19 protein-coding genes are annotated in these 18,064 nt (G+C 70.5%); 6 read left to right on the top strand and 13 right to left on the bottom strand.

Annotated features, from left to right (window positions below):
* Positions 1-2 precede the first annotated feature (2 nt).
* From ACT6XY_RS10635 to mobA, 5 genes are all read left to right on the top strand, one after another.
* The gene (locus ACT6XY_RS10635; protein ID WP_444748310.1) at positions 3-731 is read left to right on the top strand and encodes an ATP-binding cassette domain-containing protein; all 729 of its coding nucleotides are present in this window, start codon (positions 3-5) and stop codon (positions 729-731) included.
* Positions 732-760: 29 nt separating this feature from the next.
* Entirely contained in the window at positions 761-1,636 is an 876-nt protein-coding gene (locus ACT6XY_RS10640) for a substrate-binding domain-containing protein (RefSeq protein WP_444748311.1), read from the top strand.
* A 1-nt stretch (position 1,637) separates the two neighbouring features.
* The gene (locus tag ACT6XY_RS10645; protein WP_444748312.1) at positions 1,638-2,441 is read left to right on the top strand and encodes a molybdate ABC transporter substrate-binding protein; all 804 of its coding nucleotides are present in this window, start codon (positions 1,638-1,640) and stop codon (positions 2,439-2,441) included.
* A gap of 65 nt (positions 2,442-2,506) precedes the next feature.
* Positions 2,507-3,379: a formate dehydrogenase accessory sulfurtransferase FdhD gene (locus ACT6XY_RS10650; protein WP_444748330.1), complete on the top strand. Its 873-nt coding sequence runs from the start codon at positions 2,507-2,509 to the stop codon at positions 3,377-3,379.
* 3 nt (positions 3,380-3,382) lie between these two features.
* Positions 3,383-4,009, top strand: coding sequence for a molybdenum cofactor guanylyltransferase MobA (gene mobA / locus ACT6XY_RS10655; protein ID WP_444748313.1), 627 nt, complete (start codon positions 3,383-3,385; stop codon positions 4,007-4,009).
* Between the two features lie 3 nt (positions 4,010-4,012).
* Here the strand turns inward: mobA and ACT6XY_RS10660 are convergent, their stop codons facing one another.
* The 12 genes from ACT6XY_RS10660 to ACT6XY_RS10715 all read right to left on the bottom strand — a co-directional run bounded on the left by ACT6XY_RS10660 (position 4,013) and on the right by ACT6XY_RS10715 (position 15,403).
* Entirely contained in the window at positions 4,013-5,281 is a 1,269-nt protein-coding gene (locus ACT6XY_RS10660) for a molybdopterin molybdotransferase MoeA (protein ID WP_444748314.1), read from the bottom strand.
* Positions 5,282-5,285: 4 nt separating this feature from the next.
* Positions 5,286-5,861, bottom strand: a complete 576-nt coding sequence (gene mobB / locus ACT6XY_RS10665) for a molybdopterin-guanine dinucleotide biosynthesis protein B (protein WP_444748315.1) — start codon at positions 5,859-5,861, stop codon at positions 5,286-5,288.
* Positions 5,862-5,985: 124 nt separating this feature from the next.
* A complete protein-coding gene (locus ACT6XY_RS10670) occupies positions 5,986-7,005 on the bottom strand; it encodes a formate dehydrogenase subunit gamma (protein WP_444748316.1) in 1,020 nt (339 codons plus the stop codon).
* 94 nt (positions 7,006-7,099) lie between these two features.
* Complete coding sequence (gene fdh3B / locus ACT6XY_RS10675) at positions 7,100-7,696, bottom strand: formate dehydrogenase FDH3 subunit beta (protein ID WP_444748317.1); 597 nt, start codon at positions 7,694-7,696, stop codon at positions 7,100-7,102.
* A gap of 16 nt (positions 7,697-7,712) precedes the next feature.
* A complete protein-coding gene (locus tag ACT6XY_RS10680) occupies positions 7,713-10,664 on the bottom strand; it encodes a formate dehydrogenase subunit alpha (protein ID WP_444748318.1) in 2,952 nt (983 codons plus the stop codon).
* A gap of 12 nt (positions 10,665-10,676) precedes the next feature.
* A complete protein-coding gene (locus ACT6XY_RS10685) occupies positions 10,677-10,901 on the bottom strand; it encodes a twin-arginine translocation signal domain-containing protein (RefSeq protein WP_444748319.1) in 225 nt (74 codons plus the stop codon).
* Between the two features lie 29 nt (positions 10,902-10,930).
* Positions 10,931-11,740, bottom strand: a complete 810-nt coding sequence (locus ACT6XY_RS10690) for a Cro/CI family transcriptional regulator (protein ID WP_444748320.1) — start codon at positions 11,738-11,740, stop codon at positions 10,931-10,933.
* A gap of 122 nt (positions 11,741-11,862) precedes the next feature.
* Positions 11,863-12,546 carry a DUF3306 domain-containing protein gene (locus tag ACT6XY_RS10695; RefSeq protein ID WP_444748321.1) on the bottom strand — a complete coding sequence of 228 codons (684 nt, stop codon included), beginning with the start codon at positions 12,544-12,546 and terminating at the stop codon, positions 11,863-11,865.
* A complete protein-coding gene (locus ACT6XY_RS10700; protein WP_444748322.1) occupies positions 12,543-13,058 on the bottom strand; it encodes a DUF3305 domain-containing protein in 516 nt (171 codons plus the stop codon). The genes ACT6XY_RS10695 and ACT6XY_RS10700 overlap by 4 nt, the downstream gene beginning before the upstream one ends.
* A 10-nt stretch (positions 13,059-13,068) precedes the next feature.
* Positions 13,069-14,109 carry a DUF6352 family protein gene (locus ACT6XY_RS10705; protein WP_444748323.1) on the bottom strand — a complete coding sequence of 347 codons (1,041 nt, stop codon included), beginning with the start codon at positions 14,107-14,109 and terminating at the stop codon, positions 13,069-13,071.
* The gene (locus tag ACT6XY_RS10710) at positions 14,106-14,654 is read right to left on the bottom strand and encodes a DUF6505 family protein (RefSeq protein WP_444748324.1); all 549 of its coding nucleotides are present in this window, start codon (positions 14,652-14,654) and stop codon (positions 14,106-14,108) included. The genes ACT6XY_RS10705 and ACT6XY_RS10710 overlap by 4 nt, the downstream gene beginning before the upstream one ends.
* Positions 14,654-15,403, bottom strand: coding sequence for a biotin/lipoate--protein ligase family protein (locus tag ACT6XY_RS10715; protein WP_444748325.1), 750 nt, complete (start codon positions 15,401-15,403; stop codon positions 14,654-14,656). Before ACT6XY_RS10715 ends, ACT6XY_RS10710 begins: the two co-directional genes overlap by 1 nt.
* A gap of 109 nt (positions 15,404-15,512) precedes the next feature.
* On the opposite strand from ACT6XY_RS10715, the gene ACT6XY_RS10720 reads away from it, so the two are divergent.
* Entirely contained in the window at positions 15,513-17,537 is a 2,025-nt protein-coding gene (locus ACT6XY_RS10720) for a 4Fe-4S binding protein (RefSeq protein WP_444748326.1), read from the top strand.
* 1 nt (position 17,538) lies between these two features.
* On the opposite strand, the gene ACT6XY_RS10725 is transcribed toward ACT6XY_RS10720, so the two are convergent.
* Positions 17,539-18,064, bottom strand: a 526-nt coding sequence (locus tag ACT6XY_RS10725) for a c-type cytochrome (protein WP_444748327.1), incomplete at its 5' end; no start/stop codon positions are given.

The raw sequence follows: 18,064 nt of genomic DNA on the forward strand, positions 1-18,064 counted from the left end.
GTATGCGCGACACCCTGTCCGTCCTGCCGCTGACGGTGACCGACCTCGTCTTCGAGGCCGGCGGTCGACGGCTGGTCGACGGGATCGGCTTCGCCCTGCCGCGGGGCGGACTGACCGTGCTCATCGGGCCCAACGGGTCCGGCAAGTCGCTGACGCTGCGCCTCTGCCACGGCCTGCTGGCGCCGACCGCCGGCGCGGTGTCGTGGGCGGCGGAGCGGGGGACGATCGCGGGCGTCAAGCGTCACGCCATGGTTTTTCAGAAGCCGGTGATGCTGCGCCGCTCGGCCCGCGCCAACATGCTGCATGCGCTGGCCGCGGCCGGCGTCGCACGCAGCGAGCGGGGAGTGCGCTGCGACGCGGCGCTGGAGCGCTTCGGCCTCGCGCCGCTCGCCGAACGGCCGGCGCGACTGATGTCCGGCGGCGAGCAGCAGCGCCTCGCCATCGCCCGGGCCTGGTCGCTGCGCCCTGAGGTTCTCTTCCTCGACGAACCCACGTCGCAACTCGATCCCGGCGCCACCCGGCAGATTGAGGAGATGCTGGCGGCACTCCGCGGCGAGGGCATGACGCTGGTCATGGCCACTCACGACATGGGTCAGGCGCGCCGGCTCGCCGACCGCGTGCTGTTCCTGCATCGCGGGCGCCTCGTCGAGGACGCCGAGGCCCGCACCTTCTTCGCCGGCCCGGCAAGCCCCGAGGCCCGCGCCTTCATTGCCGGAGACCTGGTCTGGTGATCCGGCCCGACACCCCTGAGGAGACGACCATGCTGACCAAGAGACACCTGCTGGCCGCCACCACGGCCTTCCTCGCCCTCGGCGCCGCCGCCCTGGCGCAGGACTCGCGCCCTGCCGCCACGACCACCGCGCCGGCCCCGGCGGGCACCCGCTTCATCACCGTGGCCTCGACCACCTCGACGGTCGATTCCGGGCTGTTCAATCACCTCCTGCCGCTGTTCAAGGCGAAGACCGGCATCGAGGTGCGCGTCATCAGCCAGGGCACCGGGCAGGCGCTCGACACAGGCCGGCGGGGCGATGCGGACGTGGTCTTCGTCCATGCCCGCGGCGCCGAGGAGCGCTTCGTCGCCGAGGGTTTCGGCGGGCCGCGGCGCCCCGTCATGTACAACGACTTCGTCCTCATCGGGCCGAAGTCCGACCCCGCCGGCATCAAGGGCTCGCGCGACATCGCCGCCGCCCTCACCGCCATCCAGACGAAGGCGGCGCCCTTCGTCTCGCGCGGTGACCGTTCCGGCACCCACCAGGCCGAACTCGCCCTCTGGCAGGCGGCCCGCATCGACCTCGCCGCCACCCGCGGCACGTGGTACCGGGAGATCGGCCAGGGCATGGGCGCCGCGCTCAACACCGCCGGCGGCATGAACGCCTATGTGCTTTCCGACCGCGCGACCTGGCTGTCGTTCCGTAACCGCGCCGACCTCGACATCCTGGTGGAGGGCGACCGCCGCCTGTTCAACCAGTACGGCATCATGCTGGTGAACCCGCAGCGCCATCCGCACGTCAAGCAGGCAGACGGACAGGCCTTCATCGACTGGATCGTCGGGCCGGAGGGGCAGAAGGCCATCGCCGACTACAAGATCAACGGCCAGCAGCTCTTCTTCGCCAACGCCTCCGACACGGGAGCGTGAGATGCGGCGGATTCTGGCGGCGGGCCTGATGATGCTGGCCACGGGCAGCGCGAACGCGCAGGAACCGGTGCTGCTGCATGCAGCCGGGAGCCTGCGCGGCGCCCTGACCGAGGTGTCGGCCGCCTTCGAGGCGGCCGGCGGCCCCAAGGTGACGCAGGTCTACCGGCCCTCCGGGCTGATCCGCGACGCCATAGCGGGCGGTGAGCGGGCGGAGGTCTTCGCTTCCGCCAACATGACCCACCCGCAGGCGCTGGCGACCGCCGGCAAGGCGGGACCGGTGGTTCTCTTCGCCCGCAACGCGCTCTGCGCCTTCGTGCGACCCGGGCTCGAAGTGACGCCGACGAACCTGCTCGACCGCATGCTCGACCCGGCGGTGAAGCTCGGCACCTCCACGCCGCGCGCCGACCCTGCTGGCGACTATGCCTACCAGGTCTTCGCGCGCGCCGAGGCGGTGCGGCCCGGTGCGCGGACGGCGCTGGAGGCCAAGGCGCTGCAGCTCACCGGCGGGCCGTCGAGCGCGCCGGTGCCGGAGGGGCGCAACGCCTATGGCCACGTCATCGCCGCGGGCAAGGCCGACCTCTTCCTCGCCTACTGCACCAATGCCGGGCCCATCGGCCGCGAACAGCCGGGTATCCGCATGGTGGCGCTGCCGGACGCGCTGGCCGTTGGGGCGGACTATGGCCTGACGGTGGTGAGCGGCGCCTCGCCGGCGGCCTACCGGCTGGCCCTGTTCGTCCTGTCGCCGGCCGGGCAGCGGATTCTCGCCCGTCACGGCTTCGTGGCGCCGGGGATGCCCGCAGAATGACGCGACCATGGCACGGCGCCGCGGCGCCGTGCTATGCACCGGCCGACCTCGCAAGCTCCGGTGCCATGCCCGCAACGCCGCCCTTCATCGTTCCGAACCCTGCCGACCCCCGCCTCACCCAGCGGGTGACGGGCGTCAACGAACGCGGAGAGCCCATCGAGACGGCGGTGACGGTGGAGCGGCCGCTGACGCTCTATCTGAACGCCCAGGAGATCGTCACGATGATGACGATCGGCGACTACCCGGACTATCTGGCGATCGGCTACCTTTTGAACCAGAACATGCTGAAGCCCGACGACGTGGTCACCGAGGTCGAGTACGACGAGGACCTCGAAGTGGTGGTGGTGCGCACCGAGGCACACACCAATTTCGAGGCGAAGCTGAAGAAGCGGACCCAGACCTCCGGCTGCGCCCAGGGCACCGCCTTCGGCGACCTGATGGAGGCGCTGTCGGAGATCACGCTGCCGAAGGCGGAGTTCCGCACCTCCTGGCTCTACCGGCTGACCCACGCCATCAACACCATGCCCTCGCTCTACCTGGAGGCCGGCGCCATCCACGGCTGCGTGCTGTGCCGCGAGGACCAGCCGCTGGTCTATATGGAGGACGTCGGCCGCCACAACGCGGTGGACAAGATCGCCGGCTGGATGTTCCGCCACGGCGAGAGCGGCGCCGACAAGATCTTCTACACGACCGGGCGGCTGACCTCGGAAATGGTCATCAAGACGGTGCGCATGGGCATCCCCATCCTCGTCTCGCGGTCCGGCTTCACCGCCTGGGGCGTGGAGCTCGCGCGCCAGTGCGGCCTCACCCTCATCGGCCGGGCCAAGGGGAAGCGCTTCGTGGCGCTGGCCGGAGAGGACCGGATCGTCTTCGACCAGGACCTCGCCTATGTCGAGGAGGAGAGCGCCCGCCACCGGCGCAAGGGCGCGGAGGACTGACGCTTGGCCCATCCCGAAACCCTCGGCGTGCTGCTGGCAGGCGGCCTCGCCCGGCGCATGGGTGGCGGCGACAAGCCGCTGAAGACCCTCGGCGGGGTCACCCTGCTCGACCGCGCCGTCGCGCGCCTCGCGCCGCAATGCGACGGCCTGATCGTCAACGCCAATGGCGATCCCGCCCGCTTCGCCGGCCTCGGCCTGCCGGTGGTGGCGGACACGGTGGAGGGCTTCGCCGGGCCGCTCGCGGGCATTCTCGCGGCGCTGGAATGGATGGCGGTGCACCGGCCGCAGACGGCCTGGCTGCTGTCGATCCCGACCGATTCGCCCTTCCTCCCCATGGACCTCGTCTCCCGGCTCCATGAGGCGCGCGAGGCGGCGGGGACGGCGCTCGCCTGCGCCCGCTCGGGCGACCAGACCCATCCGGTCGTCGGCCTCTGGCCGGTCTCACTCGCCGCCGACCTCCGCCACGCCCTGGTGGTGGAGGACCTGCGCAAGATCGACCGCTGGACGGCGCGCCACGGCATCGCCGAGGCCGTCTGGCCGACCGCCCCCTACGATCCCTTTTTCAACGCCAACAGCCCTGAGGACCTCGCCGAGGCGGAGACCATCCTCGCCGGCTTTCCCGCCGCCTGAGCCTCAGCGCAGCAGGGCGTAGGAGAGGAAGGCGACGGTGTCGCCGGGCGCGACGCGCTCGATCGCCTCGGGAAGCTCGACGAGGCCGTCGGTCTCGGTGAGCGAGGTGATGACGCCGGCGCCGTCGCGCGGGTGCTTCACCGCCTCGACGGCCCCGTCCGGCGTGCGCCTGAGGGCCACCCGCACATATTCGCGCCGCCCGGCCTTCTTCTTGTAGGGAAAGGCGCAGCGCACGGGCAGCGCCAGCGGCCTCTCGGGCTTTGCCCCCGCAAGAACGGTCAGGAACGGCCTGACGACGTGGGCGAAGGTGACGAAGACCGCGACGGGATTGCCGGGGAGGCCGATGAAGGCGGCGGCCTCGCCGTCGCGGGCCGACGGGATCACGCCCATGGCGACGGGGCGGCCCGGCTTGATGGCGAGCCGCCAGAAGGTGAGGCTGCCGACCTGTTCCACCGCCGCCTTCACGTGGTCCTCCTCGCCGGTGGAGACGCCGCCGGAGGTGAGGATGAGGTCGTGGTGGGCCGCCGCATCGCGGAGGGCGGCGGAGATCGCCGCGCGGTCGTCGGGGAGGATGCCGAGATCGGTGACCGCCGCGCCGAGCCGGCGCAGCAGCGCCTGCAGCATGAAGCGGTTGGAATCGTAGAGCTGGGCGGGTCCGAGCGGCGCGCCGGGCGAGACGATCTCGTTGCCGGTGGAGAAGACGGCGACGCGGACGCGGCGGCGGACGACCACGCCGGTCACGCCGAGCGCGGCGGCGAGGGCGATGGTCTCAGGCGACATCAGGCGGCCGGCGGACAGCGCGAGGCTGCCGGCCGGCAGGTCTTCGCCCGCCGGGCGGCAATTGGCGCCGGCGGAGAGGCCGGGCGGCAGGATCACCGCCGCGCCGTCGAGGCGCACGTCCTCCTGCATGAAAACGGTGTCGCAGCCCTCCGGCATGGGCGCGCCGGTGAAGATGCGCACGGCCTCCGCGGCGCGGGCGGCGGCGGCCTCGGCGCCGGCGGGCACGCGCGAACCGACGGTGAGGCGCGTCTCCTCGCCCGGCATCAGGTCGGCGAACCGCACCGCATAGCCGTCCACCGCCGAGTTGAAGAAGGGCGGCAGGCTGACGGGGGCGGCGAAATCGGCGGCGAGGATGCGGCCGTCCGCCTCGAGGAGAGAGACCGTCTCGGTCTCGGCGACAGGGCGCAGGCCCTCGCCGACGCGGGCGAGAGCGTCCTCGACCGAGAGGAGCTGGCCGCCGAAGGCGAACTGGTCGGAGGAGAGCTGGGCCATGGGTTCAGGACGCCCGGGCCGACTTGCGCGGCTGGCGCGCGAGTTCGATCGGCGGGGATGCGTGCAGCCGCGCGACGACGTCGCCCACGGGCTCGGCAGCGGCGGCCAGGAGGGCGGCGGCGGCCTCGGCGTCATCGAGCCCGACGCGCGGGCCTGTCCAGCCCGGCGGCTCGGCGTCGCAGATCAGGCCGCCGACATGCGAGACGTCGGGAAAGAGCCAGGGTTTGCCGTTGGCGGCGCGATGGATCTCGATCTTGGGATGGGCCTCGCGCTTGAAGCCTTCGACGATGACCAGATCGACCGGGGAGAGCCGCGCCAGCAGGTCGGCGAGCCGCGGCTCCTCCTCGTCGCGCAGCTCGTGCATCAGCGCCCAGCGGCGCCCGGAGGCGACCAGCACCTCGCTGGCGCCGGCCTCGCGATGGGCGTAGGAATCCTTGCCCGGCTGGTCGATGTCGAAGGCGTGGTGGGCGTGCTTGACGGTGGAGACGGAGAGCCCCCGCCGGGTGAGAACGGGGATGACGCGCGCGAGCAGGGTCGTCTTGCCCGCCCCGCTCCAGCCGGCCAGTCCCACCACCTTCATCGCGCCTGCGCCTCCAAGACCGTTCGCCGGGACACTAGGGCGGCAGCCGCAGCGCCGCCAGCCCCTGAAACGACGACGCCCGGCCTTGCGGCCGGGCGCGCCAGAGGATGATGGGTCGTGAGGCCTACTCGGCCGGCTGGCCGGCGGCGTGGGGATGCACGGCGCCGCGCGCCAGCTTCTCCTCGACCCAGAGCGAATGGTGCTCCTTGGCCCAGTTCAGATCGACCTCGCCGGAGGTCATGGCGTCCGCCGCGCCCTCCATGCCGATCGAGCCGATGTAGATGTGGGCGATCATGGCGGCGATGAGCAGCACCGCGACGACGCCGTGGACGATGTTCCAGAACTGCATCGCCAGGACGCCGCCGGCCGAGGCCGGGAAGAGCATGTAGACGCCCGACACGGAGAGCATGCCGCCGCCGACGATCACCGACCAGAAGATGAGCTTCTGTCCGGCGTTGAACTTCTTGGCCGGGGGATGCTCGCCGCCGACGAGGCCGCCGCCCTTCTTGAACCAGACGATGTCGGTGCTGTCCGGGATGTTGTGGATCACCCAGGTGACGAACATGAAAACCAGGCCGAGCATGAAGGGCCAGGCGAGGTAGTTGTGGGCGTATTTGGCCCACTGCGACATGGCGGCGAAGGCGCCCTCGCCGAAGACCGGGGCGAGGATGAACTTGCCGAAGGTGACGTTCAGTCCCGACAGGGCGAGGATGATGAAGCAGCCGGCGGTCATCCAGTGGATGAAGCGCTCGAAGGTGGAGAAGCGCAGGATGGAGGCGCCGGAGCGGCCGGCCTCGATCATGATGCGGCCGCGCACCAGGTAGAAGACCGTGAGGGCCGCCAGCATGCCGAGGATGGCGATGGCGCCGATCCAGTGCATGGTGCCCTGGTGGAAGGTCCGCCACGCCTGGCCCTGCGGCTGGATCAGGTTGCCCGCGCCGGCGTCTGGGATGGTGATGCGGCCCGACAGCGTGGTGCCCTGGCCCGGGGTGCCGGCCTGCAGGGCCTGCAACAGCTGGCGCTCCTGGACGGACGAGGCCGTGGGATTGACGGAGGTCGGCTGCTGGGCAAAGGCCGGCGCAGCGACGAAGACGGCCATTGCAACGGCGAGGGCTGCAACGAGAGACCGAAGCGAGAAGCGCATCGGATGGTCCTCCCTGCGGACGGTCCGCTCACGGCGGCCGTCCGGAATTGACGAGGCGGAGAGGGCGGCGAGGCGAGCCCGCCGCCGCGACGGATCAGATGGCGATGGTTTCCTTGTAGGCCGTCTGCCAGCCCCAGGCGCCGGAGCCGTAGCCGCGCTTCAGCACGCGCTCCTTGTAGATGGTGGCGATCATGTCGCTGTCGCCGGCGAGGAGCGCCTTGGTGGAGCACATCTCGGCGCAGAGCGGCAGCTTGCCCTCGGCGAGGCGGTTGGCCCCGTAGGCGGCGTATTCGGCCGTCGAGCTGTCGGCGAGCGGGCCGCCGGCGCAGTAGGTGCACTTGTCCATCTTGCCGCGCGTGCCGAAATTGCCGACGCGCGGATACTGGGGCGCGCCGAAGGGGCAGGCGTAGAAGCAGTAGCCGCAGCCGATGCACAGCTCCTTGGAGTGCAGCACCACCGCGTCGGCCGTGGTGTAGAAGCAGTTCACCGGGCAGACCGCCGCGCAGGGCGCGTCGGTGCAGTGCATGCAGGCCATGGAGATGGAGCGCTCGCCAGGCTTGCCGTCGTTGAGGGTGACGACGCGCCGGCGGTTGATGCCCCAGGGCACGTCGTGCTCGTTCTTGCAGGCGGTGACGCAGGCGTTGCACTCGATGCAGCGATCAGCGTCGCAGAGGAATTTCATGCGGGCCATTGTTCGGTCCTCCCTCTCACGCCGCCTGGATCTGGCAGAGCGTGGCCTTGCCTTCGTGCATGCCCGTCACCGGGTCATAGCCGTAGGTGGTCACGGTGTTGACGCTCTCGCCGAGGACGATCGGGTCCGTCCCCTGCGGGTAGTTCTTGCGCTGGTCCTCGCCCTGGTACCAGCCACCGAAGTGGAACGGCATCCAGGCGACGCCCGGGCCGACACGCTCGGTGACGAGCGCCTTGACGCGGGCACGGCCACCCTCGGGGCCGGCGACCCAGACCCAGCCACCATCGGTGATGTTGCGCTGGCTGGCGTCGCGCGGGTTGATCTCGACGAACATGTCCTGCTGCAGCTCGGCGAGCCACTTGTTGGACCGCGTCTCCTCGCCGCCGCCTTCGTATTCCACGAGGCGGCCGGAGGTGAGGATGATCGGGAACTGGCGGGCGATGCCCTTGTCCACGGCGCCCTTCTGGTAGGTCGTGTGAAGGTTGGGCATGCGCAGGTTCCGCTCGTCGGCGCGGGCCGGGTACTTGGCCACGAGGTCGGGGCGGGGCGTGTAGATCGGCTCGCGATGGATCGGCACCGGATCCGGCAGGTTCCAGGCGATGGCGCGTGCCTTGCCGTTGCCGAAGGGCACGACGTTCTTCTCGAGGCAGACGCGCTGGATGCCGCCCGACAGGTCGGTGGCCCAGGAGACGGCACCGACGTTGGCGCCGCCCTGCCGCTCGATCTGCGCCTTCTCCTCCGCCGTCAGGTCGGCGTCCCAGCCGAGGCGCTGGAAGATGGCGTAGGTGAACTCGGGGTAGCCGTCCTGGATCGGTGAATCCAGGTTCCACGAGTTCTGCGCCAGCAGGGTCTCGCCGTTGCGCTCCAGGCCGAAGCGCGGACGGAAGGCACCGCCGCCATCCATCATGCGGACGTTGGTGTTGTAGAGGATGTGGGTGCCGGGGTGGCGCACCTCGGGCTTGCCCCAGCACGGCCAGGGCAGGCCGTAGAAGTCGCCGCCGATGTCGGCGAGTTCCTTCGGCGCGCGCAGGGTGACGATGTCGAACTTGTCCTGGTTCGCCATGTGCGCCTTGATGCGCTCCGGCGACTGGCCGGTATAGCCGGTGGACCAGCCGCCGCGGTTGATCTCGCGCAGCAGCGATTCGGCCTCCGGCTCGTCGCCGTACTTGCCCTTCACCATCTTGATGTTCTTGAACATCGCGTCGGCGAAACCGAGCTTCTGGGCGAACTTGTAGATGATCCAGTAGTCCGACGCCGATTCGAAGATCGGCTCGACGACCTTCTCGCCCCACTGCACCGAGCGGTTGGAGGCGGTGCGCGACCCGTCACACTCGAAGTTGGTGCAGGCGGGCAGCACGTAGGTGCCGTCGCGCCGGTTGCCGAGCGAGACGAAGTTGGTCGGATGCGGGTCGACCACGACGAGGAGGTCGAGCTTGCCGAGGCCCTCGACCGCGCCGGGAACACGCGGGATCGTGTTGCCGCCGTGGCCCATGACGAACATCGCCTTGATGTTGTCCTTCTGGTCGACCTGCTCGCCCGGCAGCAGCGTGGCGTCGAACCAGCGGGTGGAGGGGATGCCCGAGACCTCCATGTTCTGCTTGCCCGTGCGGGCGCCGCGGCCGGCCTTGGCCGGCACCTCGTCGAAGCGGGAGACGAAGTAGTCGTAGGGCACGTCCCAGACGCGGGCCCAGTGGCGCCACGCGCCCTCGACCAGGCCGTAGTAGAGCGGCAGGTTGCCGACGTCGAGGCCGAGATCGGTCGCACCCTGCACGTTGGTGTGGCCGCGGAAGATGTTGGCGCCGGTGCCGGGGGCGCCGACGTTACCGGTGAGCAGGAGCAGCGTGCAGTAGGCGCGCACGTTGGCCGTGCCGACCGTGTGCTGGGTGGCGCCCATGCACCAGATCAGCGTGGAAGGCTTCTCGGTGGCGAAGAGCTTGGCGACCCGCTCGAGCTGCGCGCCGGGAACGCCGGTGACGTCCTCGACGGTCTTGGGGTCCCACTTCTCCACTTCCTTGAGCGCCTCGGACATGCCGTAGACGCGCTTGGCGAGGAAGTCCTTGTCCTCCCAGCCGTTCTTGATGATGTGCCACATGATGCCCCAGATGACCGGAATGTCGGTGCCGGAGCGGATGCGGACATATTCGGTCGCATGGGCGGCGGTGCGCGTCATGCGGGGATCGATGACGATCATGTTGGCGCGGTTCATCTCCTTGCCGCTCAGCACGTGCTGAAGCGACACGGGATGGGCCTCGGCGGGGTTGCCGCCCATGATGATCATGGTCTTGGAGTTGCGGATGTCGTTGTAGGAGTTCGTCTGGGCGCCGTAGCCCCAGGTGTTGGCGACGCCGGCCACGGTGGTGGAGTGGCAGATGCGGGCCTGGTGGTCGACGTTGTTAGTGCCCCAGAAGGCGGCGAACTTGCGGAAGAGATAGGCCGCCTCGTTGGTGAACTTGGCCGAGCCGAGCATGTAGACGGAATCGGCGCCGGACTTGCCGCGGATCTCCATCATCTTGTCGCCGATCTCGTTGAACGCCTGGTCCCACGAGATGCGCTGCCACTGGCCGCCCGACAGCTTCATTGGATATTTCACGCGGCGCTCGCCGAAGACGAGCTCGCGGGAGGCCGCGCCCTTGGCGCAATGGGTGCCGCGGTTGATCGGGCTTTCCCAGGCCGGCTCCTGGCCGGTCCAGACGCCGTTCTGCACCTCGGCCTTGACGGTGCAGCCCACCGAGCAGTGGGTGCACATGTTCTTCTTCACCGTGATGGCGACGCCCGGCTGGGGCGCGGCGACGGCCTCGGCGCGGCGCACCGCGCCCAGCGTCAGCGAACCGACGGCGATGGCGCCTGCGGCGGTGAGGCCGGAGCGGGCGAGGAAGGTACGGCGATCCATCACACCGGAGGTCAGACCGCCGGCGAGACCGGCGAGACGGGTGCGGGCGGCGTCCTCGGACTTGCGCTTGATGAGCATGGGGGGCGCCTCTCAGTAGCGGTTGGTGCGGTAGAAGGCCTGGACGTGCGCGGAATTGGCCTGGTAGCGGGCCTTGGTGCGCTCATCGCGGCTCTCACGGGTGACGGCCTGGGCATCGGCCTGGTCGGCGCCGACCACGGCGGCCGCGGCGACAGCCGAGGCACCGGTCATCGCCTTGAGGAAGTCGCGGCGGGCCGGAGCGGCGGCGGTTCCCTGGTTCTTGGCTTGATCCGACATGGTCGTGTCCTCCATTCGTCCTTCGCGCCTCAGGCGTCGAAGGAGAAAGCCTCGTCTTCAATGGCGACGAACAGCCTGCCCACCGCGCCCACCGCGGCGTAGAAGGGCCTGCCCGTCATCGATTCCAGATCTGCGAAGAAGCGGCCCGCCCAAGGCTTCAGATGCGCCTCGAAGAAGGCCTTCTCCGTCTCGTAGCCCTCGCCGATCTCCCGCGCGGCGAGGTTCGCCATCACGTCGAAGAGCAGGGCGATATGGTCTTCCGGCTCACGCGACCCGTCCTCGCGGATGATGCCGAGGTCGACGAAGGACTGCCGCACGGCGGCGAGCGGCCGCTCGTGCAGAAAGCCGGTCAGATAGTAGGAGGCATAGGGCAGCAGCTCGCCGCGCCCGACGCCCACGAAGAGATCGAAGAACTCGCGGCCGACCTTCTCGACGTCGGTCTCGGCGGCGGCGCGCGCCAGGGCGAGATGGGCCATGCCGAGAGGCGAGACGTCGCCCTTGAGCTCGGCCACCTGGGCCAGGACCTCGGCGGTCGGCACGCGGAAGAGCAGGAGGGCGAGCAGCCCGTATTCGGCCGAGCGCAGGCGGTCCATCTCATCGACGCCGGCCTTGTCGCGCGCCGCCTCCATGGCGAGGGCGATGGAGGAACGGCTCTCGGGATAGAGGTCGGGACGCAGCACGTGGCGGCCGACGCCGGAGACCTTCTCCACGGCGATGACGCGCTCGGGAGGCACGCGGTTCCAGCTCGAAACGGAAGGCTGCGAAATGCCGAGCGCTCTCGCCAGGGCACCCACCCCGCCGACCGCCTTGATCGCTTCCTCTAGTACCCGTTCACGCACTGCTGCGACCGTTCCTCGGAGCCCTGCCGGCGCTGTACCGCACCTTGGCCATAGGCTGTCCATATTTGCCTTAGAATAGCTACAAGCTATGGGGGCTGCTGGCAAGCGGTCATAGGACCTTCCTAACCCGGCAGCGCGCCGCCATGGCGGCGACCGACAGGCCGCAAGTCCTTCGTTTCGCTTGCACTCTTGTGCGCCGCAGCAGGAGCCTGCGCGTCTTCCCCGCCAATTTCCTGTGCTTTTCCAGTCGTCTTTTCCGAAGCGCCGGATACCTCCGTCCGCACGATTGACGTTACAGGGAAGGATTGCTGCACCGCAGCATCGCCAGCAGCGTCCACCGACCCCGCTTGCGACACATTGTCGTGTCCGCTCGCGGGCGCCGCGGAACCCTCTTTCTGGTCCTTGCCGAGGACCCGGTCGAACATCTCGGCGACCTCACGGATAGCATCCTGGCCGGTTTCCATGGGCCCGAATCCCGGCGCGCCACCGGGCGTGTTGTAGTCGTAGGCGTAGTCGAGCGCCGGGCTGACGTAGTCGCGGATGGCCGGATCGAGCAGCCACATGCGCTGGAGCGCGGCGTTGCGGACGCCGGCCGGCACCCAGGGCTGCATGAAGGCCGACAGGCTCTGGCCGGGGACGAGATCCTCGACGCGCGGAAGCTGCGCCAAAAGGTCGTCGAGCGCCTTGCCCTCTGGCGCCGGCGCGGCGGCAGGTTCGGCCGCCGGCGGTGCCGCTTCGGGAGGCGGCGCCGGCTGGCGCTTCAGCCGCGACCAGCGGGAGAGGAAGCCCTTGTCGGCGTCGCTCACGGTCGCCTCCCGGGCTGGCGCGCGGGATGGCCGAGGCCGAAGTCCGGCTCGGCGTGCGGATCCTTGCGGTCGCGCTTGCGCTTGAAGAAGGGCTGGTCGACATGGTGCGCATCGACGAAGGCCTGCAGCTCCACCGCGATCTCGTGCGGCATGGGTACGGCCTCGACCTTGTCGGTGACCACGTCGACATAGGCCTCGCCCTCGTAGGGGTCGACGGTGGCGCCGGCCACCGACCAGCCGCCGTCATAGGCCTCGCGCAGCGCCACCCAGACCGCAGGGCGGCCGGAGACGAGGTTGTCGCGGTAGTGGGCCGTCTCGCCGGAATGGAGGGTGAGTTCGGCGGGGCCGAGATACCAGCGCTCGACGGGGCCCTCGGCGCCGATGAGCGTGCCGGGCGTGACCGCCGGCAGGCCGGGGAGCACCGCCTCGGGCAGCCACTCGAAATCGACCCAGGGATTGGTCAGCTTGCGCTTCACGGCGACGATGCCGACGGTCAGGTGCTGGACGGGCATGGGCGTCTCCTCAGGCCGCCTGCCGGCCGGCGAGCGGCAGGCCGACGATCAGGTTCTGCGGCTTGACGCGGAGGATCATGTCCTCGGTCAGCGCCATGATGAGATAGACCGGCTTGCCGCCGAGCTTCGGATCGACCGTGCGCGGGTCGGCGAAATCGAGGCGGAACAGGCCGCAGACCCGACTCTGGTCGGCAGGGTCAATCGCCTCGCCGCGCCAGAGCCTGTTGCCGATGGCGGTGGCCTCGGCATCGAGGCCGACGAACCAGCGCCAGTCCGCGTCCTCGATCCGCTCGATCGGCACGATGGTGGTCTCGACCCCCAGCATGTGGGCAATCCAGGTCTCCAGCGCCCGGCACAGGGCCTCGCGGGAGCGCGGGTCGCCGCCGAGGTTGAACACCATGGAGAAGGCGTCCGAGCGCGACCAGTAGGTGGGCGCGGTCTCGTCGGTCATCACCTCGAGGTCGCCCATCGCGTCGGTGCCCATCATGGCGGCCAGCGGCGAGGTCTGCAGCAGTGCCTGCCGGTCGGCCTCGAAGCTCTCGATCAGCTCCTGGTCGGCGAGGAGCAGCGCGCCGTCCTTGAGGGAGCCCTTTTGCGGACGGAAGAGGAGTTCGGCGGCGCGCAGGACGAAGGGGTCCTCGCAGCCGTCCAGCGCGTTGCGCAGAACGAGGTGGACGAGCTGGTTGAGGAACAGCGGCGGTACGCCCTTCGCACCCTGGCGGACGATGGAGAGATAGGCCGCCTCGATGCTGGGATGGGCGATGAGCCGGTCGCGGAAGCCGATCATGAAGCGCCAGTTCTCGCGGGCGTCCTCGTCGGCCAGCGCATCGATCATGGCGGCCGTCACCGGACGGCGGGGCGATGCCATCAGCTCGGCGTGGAGCGCGCGCTCGGCGGCGCAGGCCTCCGGCGGCGGCACGAGTTCGGGGCGGGCGAGATAGGCGAGGATCATCTCGTCGGTGACGGCAAGCCCGCCGCCCTCGACCCGGCGGGTCATGTGATGGCCGGAGGAGACCCAGAACTCGGTGACGGTGCGGGTTTCGGTGGTCATTTGCGGGCCGCCATCATGTCGATCAGGTCGACGCGCTCCTCGGGACCGTCGTCCACCTCCTCGTGGAAGGTGAAGGCGCGGGCCGTCGCATGGAGGCTGTCGGCGCCGGCGGCCTTCTCGCGCGCCGAGAGGGTGCGGAACTGCTCGCGGATCTCGCCGGCCTCGAGGGCGCGGTGCATGGCCACCAGCGTGCCCTCCGGATGGTCGGCGAGGGAGGCGGCGAAGGCGATCTCCTCGTCCGCCGCGGCACGGGCGGCGTCCATGTCCGGCGCGCCGAGCCGGTCCATCAGATGGCGGGCGAGGCTGTCGACGGCGGCGGCACGCTCCTCGGGCCGGATGGGCTGTGCGACGACGAGGGTCGAGAAGCCGAGGGATGAGACGCCGACGAAGCCGGAACGGAAGGCGGCGCGCTCCTTGCCGGCGAGGGCCGCGACGTCGCGGCCCCAGAACAGGAAGGAGCCGGTGACCGCCCACTCGCCGGGTTCGGCGGCGACGGGAAAGACGAAGGTGTCGGAGGGGTCGAGGCGGATGGTCCGGAGCATCATCACAGCTTCGGCCCTCCCGTGTCGCGGTCGAGCCAGGAGGCGGCCTTCAACCCGTCGAGGAAGCCGGTCTGACGCTCCATGTCGCCCACCGCCGGTCGGATAACGAGATCGCCGTCGGGCGTGAGCGAGAGCGTGTCGCCCGGACGGTCCTTGGCGACGCGCGCGAGATACTCGGCAAGGATGGGCGCAAAGCCCTGGTGCTGGACGATGTCGACGGCGCGCAGGAGGAAGCGGGCGAAGCTCTCCACCAGCATGGCCGGGCCGACGCCCTCGAAGCCCTCTTCGTCAAGGGCGGCGGCGGTCGGCGCCTGCCCCGGCTCCAGCAGGCCGGAGAAGGAGACGCGAACGCTCGCCGCAAAGACCAGCCAGTCGGGCACCTCGGTCTCGGCGCAGCGCTTCGGCCAGCCGAGGCGGCCGCCGCCGACGAGGCCGCCATCGAAGCGTATCGCGTCGGGAAAGGAGAAGGCGACGCTGCGCTCGGGCGGGCAGAGGGCGGCGATGGCGTCGGCGGCGGCGTTCATGCCCATGAAGAAGGCCTTGCGCGCCTCGGCCAGAGGCTGCTCGGGCTCGAGCACCACGGCGAATTCGGCAAGGTCGAAACGCCGCACCCAGACGAGCGTGCCCGCGCCCTCCTCCGCCGCCGTGCGGCAGGCATGGGCGAAGGCATCGCCCGATTCGCGCAGCGGAACGGCGCGGAAGCCGGGCGGCAGGTCGAGCGTCGAGGGGGCGCGGAGCGTGACGAGGGCCATGAAGTCCTTAGCTGCCGGGGGCGCGGCGACAGGCCGGTCTGGTTCTTTTGACTGCTTCCAATATATGAAGACCCCACGCGGCGGGAAGAGCCGCGGGTCGGAGAGCGCAATGACGGCAGGCACTACATTCCTCTGCTCCTGCGAGGAAACCATGCCGCTGCATGGGGAAGCGGTGGGAAAGGCGTGCCGGACGAAGGTCCGCACCGCCGACCAGCTGTGCCGCAAAGAGCTCGACTTCTTCAAGGCCGTCGTCGGACAGGGCGGCGACATCACCGTCGGCTGCACCCAGGAGGCGCCGCTCTTTTCCGAGGTCGCCCAGGATCTCGGCCACGCCGGGCGCCTGACCTTCGGCAATGTGCGCGAGCAGGCGGGCTGGTCGGTGGATGCGGCGAAGGCCGGCCCGAAGACCGCGGCGCTGCTGGCGGCGGCGGCCGTGGAGATGCCGCCGATCCAGGCCGTGACGCTGGAATCAAAGGGTGTCGCCCTCGTCTATGGCCGCGACGAGGTGGCGGTGGAGGTGGCGCGCCGGCTCTCGGCGAGCCTCGACGTCACCGTCCTGCTCACCCGGCCGGGTGAGGTAGCGCCGCAGCGCGAGACCGCCTTCCCCGTCGTGAAAGGAACGATCTCCACGGCGCAGGGCCATCTCGGCGCCTTTTCCCTGGTGGTGGACGACTATGCGCTGCCGGCGCCCTCGTCGCGGCGGAGCTACCTCTGGCAGGCGCCCCGCAACGGTGCCTCCTCGACGTCGGACCTCGTCATCGACCTCTCGGGCGGCGTGCCGCTGTTTCCCGCGCACGAGCTCAGGCCCGGTTACCTGCGCGCCGACCCGCGCGACGCCGCGGCGGTGGAGAAGCTGATCGGCGAGGCGTCCGGCCTCGTCGGGACCTTCGACAAGCCGCGCTTCGTCACCTTCACCGCCGATCTCTGCGCCCATTCCCGCAACAAGATCACCGGCTGCACCCGCTGCCTCGACCTTTGCCCGACCGGCGCCATAAGCCCGGACGGCGACCACGTCGCCATCGACCCCGCCATCTGCGCCGGCTGCGGCCAGTGCGCCGCCGCCTGCCCGACGGGCGCCGCGGCCTATGCGCTGCCGCCGGTGGACGCGATCCTCGGCCGCCTCAGGGCGCTGATGACGACCTACGCCGCGGCGGGGGGCACGGGCGCCGTGCTGTTGCTCCATGACGGCGACCACGGCCTGCCGCTGATCGACGCGCTGGCGCGCTTCGGCGCCGGCCTGCCGGCCCATGTGCTGCCGCTGCAGGTGAACGAGATCACCCAGGCGGGGCCCGAGCTCTTCGCAGCCGCCCTCGCCTATGGCGCGGCGGGCATCGCCGTCCTCGGCCGCGCCAAGCCGAAGCACGACCTGCTCGGACTGATGCGGACGCTGGAGACGACGCGCTCGGTGGTCGCGGCGCTCGGCTACGGCGCCGACGTCGTCAGGCTGGTCGAGACCGACGATCCGGACATGCTGGCGCAGGCACTCGCGGTCCCCTTCGCCGCGACGGCGTCGCCGAAGCCCTCCACCTTCCTGCCGATGGGCACCAAGCGCGGCCTGCTCGAGCTCTCCTTCCTCGAGCTGCACGACGCCGCCCCGGCGCCGGTGGACCGGATCCCGCTCGCGGCGGGCGCGCCCTTCGGCAAGGCCCATGTGGACGTGGCGGCCTGCACGCTGTGCCTCGCCTGCGTCTCCGCCTGCCCGACCGCCGCGCTGTCGGACAATCCCGACAAGCCGATGCTGCGCTTCACCGAGAGCCTCTGCGTCCAGTGCGGCCTGTGCGAACAGACCTGCCCGGAGGATGCCATCGACCTCGTGCCGCAGCTCGACTTCGTCGCCTGGCGCGAGCCGCGGCGGGTGGTGAAGGAGGAGGAGCCGTTCCACTGCACCGCCTGCGGCAAGGCCTTCGGGACCAAGTCGACCATCGAGCGGATCGCCGCCAAGCTCGAGGGGCACTGGATGTTCTCCGGCGCCAATGCGGCGCGGCGCGAGGCCCTGTTCATGTGCGAGGACTGCCGCGTCGAGCGTGTGGTCAACGAGGGCTTCGACCCCTACGCGGCGCAGGAACGCCCGCGCGTGCGCACGGCCGAGGACTATCTCGCCGAGGCGAAGGCCGGCAAGGACGGGCTCAACTGAGCTATTCCGCGCCGGTCGCTTTGGCGATGAAGTCGACGAGGGCCTTGAGGTCGTCGGGGTCGGTCACCTGCTGCTCGGGCATCTTGGTGCCCGGCGTGTAGGCGTTCGGCCCGATCTCGAAGAGGCGGGCGATCGTCTCCTTCGTCCAGACGATGTCCATGCCGCGCAGGGCCGGCGAAAAGTCGTAACCTGGAGCGGTGCCGATACGACGGCCGATGACGCCATGCAGCGTCGGGCCGGCGCGGTTGCCGTCGTCGGGGCCGAGCGTGTGGCAGGCCGAACAGGCGCGGAAGACCTCGGCGCCCGGGTGGTCGGCGAGGCTGGCGAGGCGGTCGGACGGGCGCGACATGACCACGGCGCCGAGATGCTCCCCGGTCGAGGCGAGCCAGCGCCGCACCAGACGGTCGCCGCCCCCCGTCATCAGTTCGTCGGTGCCGGGACGGAAGGCCAGCGACCAGACCGGCAAGCCGGGCCCCACCAGCACACGCTCGACGGCGCGGGTGGCCCGGTCGATGATGGCCACGGAC

It is taken from the genome of Phreatobacter sp. (assembly GCF_052440005.1).
Classification (GTDB): domain Bacteria; phylum Pseudomonadota; class Alphaproteobacteria; order Rhizobiales; family Phreatobacteraceae; genus Phreatobacter.